The following is a 13,910-nucleotide window of genomic DNA, read 5'->3' as shown; positions in this document are numbered from 1 at the left end:
ATAATGGCAGAGAAAAAAGAAAATGTACAGCATGAGAAAACAATGGACAAGGCAGAGCAGGAAAAGCTTGAATCCGTAAAAAAGGCAGATGCGGCAGTAAAAACCATGCAGGACTTTACAAGTCCGGAAGTTTTATACAAAGAGCTGATTGCCAGTGTGAAGAAATATCATCCTTCTACGGATATTTCCATGATACAGAAAGCCTATGAAGTGGCCAGTGACGCCCACAAGGACCAGAAAAGAAAATCAGGAGAACCGTATATCATACATCCTCTTTGTGTGGCAATCATACTTGCGGATCTGGAACTGGACAAAGAAACGATCGTTGCAGGTCTGCTTCATGATGCCGTGGAAGACACCTGGATGACTACAGAAGAAGTAGAAAAGGAATTCAGTGCAGAAGTAGCGCTTCTGGTGGATGGTGTTACGAAACTGGGACAGCTGAGCTATTCTGCTGACAAAGTAGAGCTTCAGGCTGAAAACCTCCGAAAAATGTTCCTTGCAATGGCAAAGGATATCCGCGTGATTCTGATCAAGCTTGCCGACCGCCTGCATAATATGCGTACCCTGCAGTATATGAGACCGGAAAAACAGCAGGAAAAAGCACGTGAGACGATGGATATCTATGCACCGATCGCCATGCGACTGGGTATTTCCAAAATCAAAGTGGAACTGGATGACCTTTCGTTGAAATATCTCAAACCGGATGTATATTATGATCTGGTCAACAAGGTGGCACTTCGTAAGAGTGAACGTCAGGAATTTGTCAATAATATTGTCAAACAGGTCAAACAACATATGGAAGAGGCATCTATAGAGGCTCAGGTAGATGGAAGAATCAAGCACTTCTTCAGTATTTACAAAAAAATGGTCAATCAGGACAAGACGATCGATCAGATCTACGATCTGTTTGCAGTACGTATTCTGGTTGATACTGTGAAGGACTGCTATGCGGCACTCGGTGTGATCCATGAAATGTATAAGCCGATTCCGGGTCGATTCAAAGACTATATTGCCATGCCGAAGCCAAATATGTACCAGTCTCTGCATACCACTCTGATCGGACCGAACGGACAGCCGTTTGAGATACAGATCCGTACTTTCGAGATGCACAAGACCGCAGAATATGGTATTGCGGCTCATTGGAAATACAAAGAATCTTCTGACGGCAAAGTACCGGTGGACAAACGAGAAGAAGAAAAGCTGAACTGGCTCCGTCAGATTCTGGAATGGCAGAGAGATATGTCCGATAACCGGGAGTTTATGAGTCTCCTGAAAAATGACCTGGATCTTTTTGCGGACAGTGTATACTGTTTTACTCCGCAGGGAGATGTCAAGAATCTGCCTAATGGTTCTACGCCGATTGATTTTGCGTACAGTGTGCACAGTGCCGTAGGTAACCGTATGGTGGGGGCACGTGTCAACGGCAAACTGGTTCCGATTGAGTATCAGATCAAAAATGGAGACCGTATTGAGATTATTACTTCCCAGAATTCGCAGGGACCGAGCCGTGACTGGCTGAATCTGGTCAAGAGCACGCAGGCAAAGAACAAGATCAACCAGTGGTTCAAAAAGGAACTCAAAGAAGATAATATCCTGAAGGGCAAGGATATGCTGACACAGTATGCCAAATCCAAAGGATATAAGCTGGGAATTTATACAAAACCACAGTTTCTGGAATCTGTTATGCGCAAATACGGATTCCGTGACTGGGATTCCGTACTGGCGGCGATCGGTCACGGCGGATTGAAGGAAGGACAGGTTTTTAATAAGCTGTTAGAGGCTTATGACAAAGAAAATCAAAAGAATCTTACGGATGAGCAGGTACTGGAAGCGACAGGCGAATCACAGGAAAAATTACACGTTACCAAGAATAAGGGTGGCATTGTCGTAAAAGGGATTCATGATGTCGCTGTACGATTCTCAAAATGCTGCAGTCCGATTCCGGGCGATGAAATCGTTGGTTTTGTGACCAGAGGGCGTGGAATTACCATACATCGAACAGATTGCGTGAATGTACTGAATATGTCAGAGATGGATCGCTCCCGTCTGATCGAGGCGGAATGGCAGCCGTCTGACAATAAAGGCGCTGAGAAATATATGGCCGAGATTCAGGTGTTCGCAAATAACCGAACCGGTCTTCTGGTGGATCTTTCCAAGATTTTTACAGAGAGAAAAATTGATATGCGAAGTATCAACAGCCGTACCAATAAACAGGAAAAAGCGACGATTTCCATCAGTTTTGAGATTGGAAGTAAGGAAGAGCTGTCTTCTCTGGTTGCCAAGATACGGCAGATTGAAAGTGTAATTGATGTAGAGCGTACAACCGGCTGATTGTTAAAAAGAGGATAAAAGAATGAAAAAACTGGATTTGCAGAAATGCATTGTTGGAAGTGTGTTTACCAACTGTTACTTTCTGAAAAATAAAGAGACGGGAGAAATGCTGATTGTTGACCCGGGCGATAATGCAGATAAGATCGAACAGAAGGTTCTCGAAATGCAGGGAAAACCGGTTGCTGTTCTTCTGACACATGGTCATTTTGATCATATTCTCGCGGCAGAAGAGATTAAGAAAAAATACAATATTCCGATTTATGCGTGTGACAAAGAAGAAAAAACACTGCTGAACCCGGAAATCAATCTTTCGGCGTATGGCCGTGGCAACTGTTCTATTCGTGCAGACAGATATCTCGCAGATCTGCAGGTTGTGGAACTGGCAGGTTTTTCTGTGCAGATGATTGAGACACCTGGTCATACTGTGGGCAGCTGCTGTTACTATCTGAAGGATGAAGGAGTTCTGTTCAGTGGCGATACGGTATTCCGTGGTTCTGTCGGAAGAACAGATTTTCCGGAAGGAAGCACATCTGCGATCGTTCACAGTCTGCACAGACTGCTGGAGGCACTTCCGGATGATACAGAGGTATATCCGGGACACGATGCGTCAACAACGATCGGCTATGAAAAGAGGTATAATCCATTTGTATAAGATTGGTATTCTGTTTAAGGACAGAGAGTTTGAACATGATATATATGAACTGATCCGGGCATTCTATCCGGGAAGTGAGATTAAGTCTTTTTATGAAAAAGAGGAAGAGAACTGCGATCTTTATTTCAGGATAGAGAAGCAGGGCGATTCCTGTGTGATTCGATATGAAGACCATGAAAATAAAGGTGTGACAAGTGCAGAGTTTATAGAAGGGCAGTCTTCGGATGCCCTTATTTCTTGTGCAGGAGAGGATTCTGCTGATGCGAAAGAACGAGCACATGCGATTCGCAAAGAACGTAAGGATATTGTGAAGATCGCTCTGTACAAATTGCTGGTAAAACTGACTGGCAAAACACTTCCGTGGGGGAATCTGACTGGTATCCGTCCGGCGAAGCTGGCAATGGGACTTATTGAATCCGGAATGAAGAATACAGAGGCTGCGCAGGAGATGCGAGATCGATATATGGTCAGTCCGCAGAAAACAGCACTTGCTATTACAATAGCCAACAGAGAAAGAGAAATACTGAAAGATATTGATTACGAAAAAGGTTACAGCCTGTATGTGGGAATACCATTCTGCCCAAGTATCTGCCTGTATTGTTCTTTCAGTTCTTATCCGCTGAAACAGTGGAAGAACAGAGTGGATCAGTATCTGGAGGCGCTTTGCAGAGAAATAAAAGAAGTTGCAGCCATCATGAAGGCAAAGGGCAGAAAACTGGACACGGTTTATATTGGTGGCGGTACACCGACGACACTGGAACCTGAACAGCTGAAAGTACTTCTGGATGCACTGATGGAGAATTTTGGATGTGAAGACCTTGCTGAGTTTACGATTGAGGCAGGGCGTCCGGACAGTATAACCAGAGAAAAACTGATGATGATCCGTAAGTACCCGATTACACGAATTTCGGTCAATCCGCAGACAATGAATCAGGAGACGCTTGATATTATCGGACGCCGCCATACAGCAGAAGAGACAAAACAGGCATTTTTGCTGGCACGAGAATGTGGCTTTGACAATATCAACATGGATCTGATCGTGGGGCTTCCGGGAGAAGATAAAGAGATGGTTGCAAAAACTCTGGAGGAAGTCCGCAGACTGGCACCGGACAGTGTGACCGTACATTCACTTGCTGTAAAAAGAGCTGCACGTCTGAATATTTTTAAAGACAAATATCAGGAAATGACATTTGAGAATAATCAGGAAATCATGGATATGACCATGAGAGCTGCTTATGAAATGGGAATGGGCCCTTATTATCTGTACAGACAGAAGAATATGAAGGGAAATTTTGAGAATGTTGGTTATGCAAAGGTTGACAAAGCCGGGATTTACAATATACTAATTATGGAGGAAAAACAGCCGATCATTGCCCTGGGGGCAGGTGGCTCTTCCAAACTGGTCTTTGATCATGGCAAACGCATCGAACGCGTGGAAAATGTCAAAGACGTTACAAATTATATTGACCGTATTGATGAAATGATAGAACGAAAACGCACAGGAATTAATACCTGGCTGTAGCAGGAGGTGGACACATTGCAGACAGCACAGACACAGACCGTGAAATCGGTGGACAGGATATTGGAATTTGATCTGTCGCAGGAATTAAGTCATGGAATGCTTGTCAGTAATCTGGCATATGCAGTGTCCGCAGAACTGGGTAAAGATGAAGCGTTCTGTTATCAGATGGCACTTGCCGGAATGCTTCATGATATAGGAAAACTGAAACTGACAGGTTATATCAATGGACAGGAAAATGATCCTCTTCTGATTGAGGAACTGAAATATGTCCGGATGCATTCCACACTGGGATATGAAGAACTGAAAGATCAGGGGTATTCAGATCTGGTGCTTCAGAGCATTTTGTATCATCATGAAAATTATGACGGAAGCGGATATCCTTCGAATCTCAGAGGGGACAGTATTCCGCTGGGAGCCAGGATTTTACGGGTATGTGATGTTTATGCGGCACTCAGTTCCGACAGGCCGTATCGCAAAGCGTTTGATGTCAGTACAGTGATAGAGTTAATGATTGATGAGATCAAAAATTTTGATATGGAAGTTTTTCTTGCATTTCAGAGAGTGGTACACAATAACAAATAACAGGAGGACAGCATGGCATTAAAGAAGAAACCGGTAACCGGTATGAAAGATATTTTACCAAAGGAAATGGAGATCCGTAATTATGTGATGAACATGATCCGTGAAACTTACGGTAAATTCGGATTTACAGCAATTGAGACTCCGTGCGTGGAGCACATCGAGAACCTCAGCAGCAAACAGGGTGGGGAAAATGAGAAACTGATCTTCAAGATCCTCAAACGTGGAGAAAAACTGAAACTTGATACAGCAGAGTGTGAGGCAGATCTGGTAGACTCCGGACTTCGTTATGACCTGACTGTACCGCTTTCCAGATATTATTCCAACAATGCCAGCCAGCTTCCGGCACCATTCAAGGCACTGCAGATGGGAAATGTATGGAGAGCAGACCGTCCGCAGAGAGGTCGTTTCCGTCAGTTCATGCAGTGTGACATCGATATTCTCGGTGAGTCCACTTACCTTGCAGAGATCGAGCTGGTCATGGCAACTACCACACTGCTTGGCAAACTGGATTTCCATAACTTTACGATCCGTATCAACGACAGAAAGATCCTCAAGGCTATGGCACAGTACAGCGGCTTCCCGGAAGAAAGCTTTGATACTGTATTTATCATTCTTGACAAGATGGACAAGATCGGTCTTGAAGGCGTAGCAGAAGAACTCGAAAAAGAAGGCTTCAGCAAAGAAAGCATTGATACATACCTTGGTATGTTCAAAGAGATCACTTCCGATATCGAGGGTGTTCGTTACTGCAAAGAAAAACTGAGTGATGTTCTTGATCCGAAGGTTGCAGAAGATCTGGAAACTATCATCACAGCAGTAGATTCTGTAAAGAATGCGGACTTCAAGATTTCCTTTGACCCGACTCTGGTTCGTGGAATGTCTTATTATACAGGTCCGATCTTCGAGATCGCAATGGATGAGTTTGGCGGTTCTGTCGGCGGCGGCGGACGTTATGATGAGATGATCGGTAAATTTACAGGTCAGAATACATCTGCATGCGGATTCTCCATTGGATTTGAGAGAATCGTTATGCTGCTTCTGGAGAGAGGATATGAGATCCCGACAAGTGCAGCCAAGAAAGCATACCTGATCGAGAAAAATATGCCGGCAGACAAGCTTCTTCCAATCCTGAAACAGGCAGAAGAAGAGCGTAAGAACGGTGTGCAGGTCAACATTTCCATCATGAAGAAAAACAAGAAATTCCAGAAGGAACAGATGACTGCAGAAGGATATACAGAATTTGTAGAATTCTTTAATAAATAATATAAATGCTTCAAAAGGAGAAAAATCATGGCTGAAAGTATGAAAGGTCTGCACAGGACATGCCGATGTGCAGAAGTAACAAATGATATGGTCGGCAGCAAAGTAACCCTGATGGGATGGGTTCAGAAAGCTCGTAACAAAGGCGGACTTGTCTTTGTGGATCTCCGTGACCGTTCCGGAATCATGCAGGTCATTTTTGAAAATGGCAGCATCGATGAAGAAGGATTCGAAAAAGCCGGCAAACTGAGAAGTGAATTTGTGATCGCAGTTACAGGTACTGTTGAGAACCGTGGCGGTGCCGTAAACGAAAACCTTACTACAGGTGCACTCGAACTTCGTGCAGAATCCTTAAGAGTTCTGGCAGAGTCCGATGTTCCGCCTTTCCCGATCGAGGAAAACAGCAAGACAAAAGACGAGATTCGTCTGAAATACCGTTACCTTGACCTGAGAAGACCGGACCTTCAGAGAAATCTGATGATGAAGAGCAAAGTAATGATGCTCACCCGTAAATTCTTCACAGATGAAGGATTCCTTGAAGTTGAGACTCCGATGCTTGGTAAGAGTACACCGGAAGGTGCAAGAGATTACCTTGTTCCGTCCAGAATCCATCCAGGTTCTTTCTACGGACTGCCGCAGTCTCCGCAGCTTTACAAACAGCTTCTGATGTGCTCCGGATATGACCGTTATATCCAGATTGCACGCTGCTTCCGTGATGAGGATCTTCGTGCAGACCGTCAGCCGGAATTTACACAGATCGATATGGAGCTTTCTTTCGTAGATGTTGATGATGTCATCGATGTAAATGAGAGATTCCTTGCATACCTGTTCAAAGAAGTTCTTGATGTAGATGTCAAACTTCCGATCCAGAGAATCACCTGGCAGGAAGCTATGGACCGCTTTGGTTCTGATAAGCCGGATATGCGTTTCGGAATGGAACTGCATGACGTAAGCGAAGTAGTTAAGGACTGTGGATTTGTAGTATTTAAGGGTGCTCTTGAGGCTGGCGGAAGCGTTCGTGGTATCAACGCAGAAGGTCAGGGCAGCATGCCGCGTAAGAAGATCGACAAGCTTGTTGAGTTTGCCAAGACTTATGGTGCAAAAGGTCTTGCTTACATCGCAATCGCAGAAGACGGCACACGTAAATCTTCTTTTGCAAAATTCATGACAGAAGAAGAGATGGATGCACTTGTTCAGGCTATGGAAGGTAAGCCGGGCGACCTGCTTCTCTTTGCAGCAGACAAGAACAAAGTTGTATATGATGTTCTCGGAGCTCTCCGTGTAGAACTTGCAAAACAGATGGATCTTCTTGACAAGAATGAATACCGCTTTGTATGGGTAACTGAGTTCCCGCTTCTTGAGTGGAACGAAGAAGAAAACCGTTATACAGCAATGCATCATCCATTCACCATGCTGATGGATGAGGATATCCCGCTGATCGAGAGCGGAGACCTCGGAAAGATCCGTGCAAAAGCATACGATATCGTACTGAATGGTAACGAGATCGGTGGTGGTAGTGTTCGAATCCACCAGAATGATATCCAGGAGAAGATGTTCGAGATGCTTGGCTTCACCAAAGAAGCTGCTTATGAACAGTTCGGATTCCTTCTGAATGCATTCAAATACGGAGTTCCGCCTCACGCCGGACTGGCTTACGGACTTGACCGTCTCGTAATGCTGATGGCAAAAGTTGACAGCATCCGTGATGTCATCGCCTTCCCGAAGGTAAAAGACGCATCCTGTCTGATGACAGAATCACCGAGCAGAGTAAGCGAGCAGCAGCTTGAAGAACTTGGGCTGGAAACTGCGCAGGAAGAAACCGAAGAATAAAGATATAGATATAGAAAAGGCTGTCCCGTCAGGGGCAGCCTTTTTGTAATAAAAGAAAATCATTCTTCATAAAAATCATTTTCATCATCGGAAGTACTGTCATCGTTTTCGATGTTTTCATCCTCATCCTCAATGCCTTTATCATTGGCTTCTTCGGAAGAAATGGCAGATGTGTCAGAAACAGGAGAACTGCTCAATGTACCGAAGATTGCATTTCCGATGGAAATATTGCTGTCCTGAAGCTTCCAGGAAACGCCGTCGTTAGTCAGATGGAAAGTGGCGTCCGAGCTTACAGTAGAAGTGTTGGATTCAATATTATTAAGGAGCATGGACATTGAGTTCTCGTAACGTTTTTCGGAACCGTCAATCACGGCATCGGCAGATGCAAGATAAGTATCCAGCTCGGTTTGATAAGCATCCAGGATGGCAGCACTGTCAAAAGTTGTGATCTTAGTTTGTACAGAGGCACTGTAGCTTTGTTCATCACAGGAAGTGATTGTAAAGTCAAAGTTTTTGTGCACCTGCGCAACAAGAGCGGATGCAATTGAGTTTTTATCAGTATCGGAAGTGTTCAAAAGACTTTCAATACCAAGATAATTTCCCATTTGTACAGTATCCATTGTTTTCAGGGTATTCAGATAGACGGTCAATGTTTCCTCAGGAGAGAGGAGGTCATTGTTGGACAGATCAGTCATAAGACCGCCGACAAGGTCATTTTCAAGAGCGTGTGAACGTACAATCTCCCATTCGGCACGGTCGTCAGACCCACTGTTGCGGAGCTGCATGGTACATTCACGTTCCACTGTCGCATAGCTGTTGGATTTAAGCAGCTGATCAAGAATCAGATAGCGTTCTTCCATGGAATCTGTACTTTCTTCGGTAGACGTTGTGTCAGAATCCGCAGCATTGAGGATTGCAGCCTCCAGAGATGCCTGTGCGTAATCTTTTGCAAGGGCATATGCGTCTACTGTAGACAGGCGGAGTTGTGCAGAAGCCTCTTTTTTATCATTGTCGACGTTGATATTGAGAATTTTATAGTCAAAATTCTGGAAAAAGAGTGAAAAAACGTCTTTTACATCTTTTGAGAGGTTGGTTTCACTCGTGGCATCGGGAAAAAGTTCTTTGTAGGATACATATTTCTGAGTTGCATCAGAATTCAGATTTTTCAGCAGATCCAGTTCATTTGTGATCACTGCTTCGACATTTGTTTTATCCACGTGGGAACAGCCGCTCAGACAGGTGATGGCAAGGATAAACAGAAGAAGCGGGATCAGGCTTTTGACGATCTTCATAGGTATCTTTCCTTTCAAAAATAATCTCTTCTATTTTATCAGATAACCATATAAAAGTCAAAAAACGGTAATTTTATCCGGTTTTGTGTGTGAATCGTGAAAAAAATGTGAAAAATAAGGTGATTTTGTACAGCTCTTTTCTTTTAAGGGTGAATCTGATATGATATAAAAGTTAAAAAAGTATCTTTTACAGAGTAAGAAGCAAAATGGTGTACCATTAGGTTCAGAAACATTGGACTGTTAGGAGGAAACACGGATTTATGAAAAAGCGTATATTGATCCTTCTTGGGATATTGATAATTGGAGGCGGCGCAGCGGGCGTGTGCTGGAAAATGGGTGTGTTTGGGCAGCAGGAAAGCAGTGCCGATGCAGTATATGTGACAAAGATCAGCGATCTTACAGGACAGACAGCAGGTGTCTCAAATCGTTATGCCGGTGTTGTGGAACCGCAGGAAACCGTTGAGGTAGAACTGGAAAGCGGCAGGACGGTCAAAGAGGTTCAGGTTAAGACCGGTGATGAGGTCAAAAAAGGGCAGCTTCTTTTTGAGTATGATCTCAGCAGCATTCAGGAGAGTCTGGAAGAAGCACAGCTGGGAATGGATCAGCTTAAAAATGAAGCAAACAGTCTCAGCGAGCAGATTGCAACACTCGAAAAAGAAAAGAAGCAGGCATCGAAGGATAACCAGCTTTCTTATACGATTGAGATTGAAACAAATAAGATGAATCTTAAGAAAAATGAATACAGTCAGAAGAGCAAGCAGGCTGAGATCGATAAACTTCAGAGCGCGACCGGCAATACAGAAGTAAGAAGTACGATTGATGGCGTCATTCAGAAGATAGATACCTCAAAGCTGACGACCGATGATAACAGCAGTCTGGACGATACCGACAGTGCAGCAGATGCATATTCAGATAACAGCGGAAGCAGTAATGCTTTTATTACGATTCTGAGTACCGGTGCATATCGGATCAAAGGTACTGTGAATGAGATGAATGTGGGCAGTATCATTGAGGGAGAGCCGGTCATTGTACGTTCACGTGTAGATAACAGTCAGACCTGGAAGGGCAGCATGGGAACAATTGATAAAGAGAGTGCGACCAGCAATAACAGTAATTCTTATTTTGGTATGGTTGACAGCAGTGGAGATTCTCAGACAAATACAAGCTCCTATCCATTTTATGTGAATCTGGATTCCTCAGACGGACTGATGCTCGGTCAGCATGTTTACATAGAAATGGATGAAGGCCAGGACGAGCAGAAGCAGGGTGTCTGGCTCAGTGAAGCTTATATTATGGATATTGATTCAGATCAGCCTTATGTCTGGGCAGTGGACAAAAAGAACAAACTGGAAAGACGGACGGTCATTCTGGGACAGTATGACGAAACTCTTGGTGAATATGAGATTGCGGATGGACTGACCAAGAATGATTATATTGCATATCCTTCAGAAATACTGGAAGAAGGAATGGCTACAACGACGAATATTGAGAATGCAATGGATACCGATACGGTCGATATGGAACCGACAGATACTTCGGATTTTGACGGGGAGTCCATTCCGGATGAACTGGACGCAGAACCGGTCAGCGATTACGAAATGAGTGACGACGGAACGGTGACAGAAGATATGGATGCGTTTGATGACAGTATTGTGGAGGATGGCTCGGAGGATATGCCGGAGGATGATTCCATGGATGATATGACAGAAGATTTTTCTGATTCAAATGAAATACTGGATGATGATTTGATGCCTGTACAGGAGGATACACAATGATTTTGGAGTTAAGCGGAATCTATAAGAACTATCAGCAGGGAAAAATGAGCGTACCAGTACTCAGGAATGTGAATTTTTCTATGGAAGAGGGAGAGTATGTGGCGATTATGGGACCATCCGGTTCCGGCAAAACGACACTGATGAATATCATTGGCTGTCTCGATAAACCTACGGAAGGGAAATTTCTTCTGGATGGTCAGGATATCCTTTCCTGTTCCGAAAATGATATGTCTGATATCCGGCTCAACAAGATAGGTTTTGTATTTCAGAGCTTTCATCTGCTGCCAAGACAATCTGCTCTGGCAAATGTGGAGCTTCCGCTCAACTATGCAAAAGTCCCCAAAAAAGAACGAAGAGAACGGGCACTGAAGGCACTGGAGAGAGTGGGCCTGGCAGAGAGGGTGGATTTTCAGCCCAATCAGCTTTCTGGAGGTCAGATGCAGAGAGTGGCAATTGCCAGAGCAATCGTGAACAATCCGAAACTTCTTCTGGCAGATGAGCCGACAGGAGCACTCGACAGTAAATCGGGGGCACAGGTTATGGAACTTTTTCAGAAGCTGAATGACGAAGGAGTAACGGTTCTGATGATCACGCATGATCCGGATATCGCGGCACATGCAAAAAGAGTAGTTACGATTCGTGACGGAGAGCTGAGGGAAAAAGAGGTGAAGTAAAGAATGAAGAAAAAGATTCTTATAGGCATTCTGGTTGCGGCACTGATTGCAGGTGGTTCAGCAGGCGGGGCAGTCTATTATAAAAATTCTCATCAGAAAACAGTTTCCGTTGTCAGTGTAGACAGTCTGGCTGGACAGTATTATATGGATGACACGAATCTTGATGGAAATATTGTGACCAGTGCGGTGCAGAATGTGACGCTGGACAAAGACATGATCATTCAGGATGTTTACGTATCCAAGGGTGATTCTGTAAAAAAAGGAGATAAACTGATCACTTTTGACATGACACTGGTGCAGATGGAACTTAACATTGCAAAGCTGAAGCAACAACAGCAGGAGCAGAACCTCAATAAGGCGGTCAGTCGCCTGAACAGCCTGAAAAATGGTGGAAAGATAGAAGAAAGTGATGCGGATCCGCTGGATTCTTCCGGAAGCAGTACAGATACAGATACCACCAGTGGGATGGACAGTGAGACCGCGTCAGTGACCGGAATTCAGCAGGGAACTTATCTGGCAGCGGCAGTGAATCCTGTTCTGGCGGCAGCAATTGAGGAGTTTGCGGCGGAAGAACAGCAGACAGAAGAGGCTGGAGCGGATGAGAATATGGATGCGGTGATCTCTGATCAGACAGAGGAAAACAACGAGGAACCGACGGTAGATTTCGATTCCGGTGATTCTGAAGACACCGACAGCAGTGACTCAGATGCAACAATCTCGGATAGTACAGATATTTCCGGAGACGGAAGTTCAGACACTGGTTCGGAATTTACGGATCAGGATATAGATATTATAGATACAGAACCGGATAAGGACAGCGATATTGTGAACGATGGAACCCCGGAATTTTATCAGGTGCTGGATGGAAATACCGAACCATATACCGGTTCTGGTACAGAGGAAGATCCGTATGTCTTTTTATGTAGTTCTGCAAAAGGATATGTGATCGCAAAAGGCTCTTTTCTGAATAAGATGGGAGCATTTTATGCAGATGGAACGAAAGAACCCGGCAGGGAAGGGTACTGGTATCAGCTGGAATTCCATCAGAATGATACTGTCAATGATCTGCTGAACAGAAAGGAATCCTGTACGGGATACTATCTGGTGGATGGCGGGCTTCTTGAAAAAATGGTCGTGGATGATTCAGAGGTGGAATTTTCACTGGACGGAGCTTCTCATTACGATGAAGTACCGGATGATGGCTATGATGACGGTGGTTACGATGGAAATGGAGACGGTGACGGTTCTGCATCCATCTCCAGAGCAGATGCGATCAAAATGCAACAGACCAAGATCGACAGTCTGAAGCTGGATATCAGGGAAAGCAAACTGAACATTGAAAAACTGGAGAAAAAACTCAAAAAGGAAACGATATGCAGTAAACTGGATGGTACAGTGGCAAAAGTTGGAGATGCGTCTACTGGTGTTTCGGAAGGAACCACTTTTATGACGATCAAGAGCAAAGAAGGATATTACGTAAAAGGAACTGTCAGCGAACTGATGCTGGATCAGGTAAAGGAAGGAACCATTCTGAATTGCTCCAGTCAGAACGGGGAGTTTGAGGCGGAAGTTGTAGATGTGTCAGACTTTCCGGTATCGGGAGACAACTACAGTGGAAACGGAAATCCGAATGTATCGTACTATGTGTATACTGCAACGATTCCAGATAAAACTGTAAAAGTTTCCGATGAGGACTGGCTGACGATTTCTCTGACGAGCAGTACCGAAAGCAAGGGAATTGTGTTGGACAGGGCATTTGTCCGTTCTGATAATGGAGTCAGTTATGTATACAAAGATGATAATGGAGTCCTTAAGAAACAGGTCCTTGCTGTCGGGGGAAATGTAAATGGCGGCTACAGTGTGCTGGTAACAGGCGGAATCACAAGAGATGACAAAATTGCATTTCCGTATGGTGATACAGTGAAAGAGGGAGCCAAAACAAAAGAAGCTTCGGTAAGTGAGATTTATGGCTATTAGGAAAGGAGATAT

Annotated in this window: 10 protein-coding genes; 9 read left to right on the top strand and 1 reads right to left on the bottom strand. The window is 44.3% G+C overall.

Translation table 11 applies throughout. The annotated features are described in order from the left end of the window. The first annotated feature begins 3 nt into the window (after positions 1-3). From KQI91_RS02040 to aspS, 6 genes are read left to right on the top strand one after another with little or no spacing between them, the layout of a single operon-like run. The gene (locus KQI91_RS02040) at positions 4-2,334 is read left to right on the top strand and encodes a RelA/SpoT family protein (protein ID WP_216391206.1); all 2,331 of its coding nucleotides are present in this window, start codon (positions 4-6) and stop codon (positions 2,332-2,334) included. Positions 2,335-2,356: 22 nt separating this feature from the next. Further along, the gene (locus tag KQI91_RS02035; RefSeq protein ID WP_216391205.1) at positions 2,357-2,986 is read left to right on the top strand and encodes an MBL fold metallo-hydrolase; all 630 of its coding nucleotides are present in this window, start codon (positions 2,357-2,359) and stop codon (positions 2,984-2,986) included. Beyond that, positions 2,958-4,508, top strand: a complete 1,551-nt coding sequence (gene hemZ, locus KQI91_RS02030) for a coproporphyrinogen dehydrogenase HemZ (protein WP_216391268.1) — start codon at positions 2,958-2,960, stop codon at positions 4,506-4,508. Before KQI91_RS02035 ends, hemZ begins: the two co-directional genes overlap by 29 nt. Before the next feature lie 6 nt (positions 4,509-4,514). Next, the gene (locus tag KQI91_RS02025) at positions 4,515-5,090 is read left to right on the top strand and encodes an HD-GYP domain-containing protein (RefSeq protein WP_334300688.1); all 576 of its coding nucleotides are present in this window, start codon (positions 4,515-4,517) and stop codon (positions 5,088-5,090) included. Positions 5,091-5,102: 12 nt separating this feature from the next. After that, complete coding sequence (hisS, locus tag KQI91_RS02020; protein ID WP_216391204.1) at positions 5,103-6,353, top strand: histidine--tRNA ligase; 1,251 nt, start codon at positions 5,103-5,105, stop codon at positions 6,351-6,353. 27 nt (positions 6,354-6,380) lie between these two features. Then, a complete protein-coding gene (gene aspS / locus KQI91_RS02015) occupies positions 6,381-8,180 on the top strand; it encodes an aspartate--tRNA ligase (protein ID WP_216391203.1) in 1,800 nt (599 codons plus the stop codon). Between the two features lie 59 nt (positions 8,181-8,239). Here aspS and KQI91_RS02010 read toward each other — a convergent pair whose 3' ends face one another. Beyond that, the gene (locus tag KQI91_RS02010; protein WP_253288325.1) at positions 8,240-9,472 is read right to left on the bottom strand and encodes a hypothetical protein; all 1,233 of its coding nucleotides are present in this window, start codon (positions 9,470-9,472) and stop codon (positions 8,240-8,242) included. A gap of 260 nt (positions 9,473-9,732) precedes the next feature. Here KQI91_RS02010 and KQI91_RS02005 point away from each other — a divergent pair, with 260 nt between their 5' ends. The 3 genes from KQI91_RS02005 to KQI91_RS01995 are packed head-to-tail and all read left to right on the top strand — an operon-like array spanning position 9,733 to position 13,898. Next, positions 9,733-11,247: an efflux RND transporter periplasmic adaptor subunit gene (locus KQI91_RS02005; protein WP_216391202.1), complete on the top strand. Its 1,515-nt coding sequence runs from the start codon at positions 9,733-9,735 to the stop codon at positions 11,245-11,247. Further along, on the top strand, positions 11,244-11,921 hold the full coding sequence (locus KQI91_RS02000; protein ID WP_216391201.1) for an ABC transporter ATP-binding protein: 678 nt from the start codon (positions 11,244-11,246) through the stop codon (positions 11,919-11,921). The genes KQI91_RS02005 and KQI91_RS02000 overlap by 4 nt, the downstream gene beginning before the upstream one ends. A 3-nt stretch (positions 11,922-11,924) precedes the next feature. Beyond that, positions 11,925-13,898: a hypothetical protein gene (locus KQI91_RS01995; protein ID WP_216391200.1), complete on the top strand. Its 1,974-nt coding sequence runs from the start codon at positions 11,925-11,927 to the stop codon at positions 13,896-13,898. Positions 13,899-13,910 lie beyond the last annotated feature (12 nt).

This window comes from Blautia sp. MSJ-19 (assembly GCF_018918125.1).
Lineage (GTDB): Bacteria > Bacillota > Clostridia > Lachnospirales > Lachnospiraceae > Blautia_A.
This window is presented reverse-complemented; position numbering and strand designations above follow the sequence as displayed.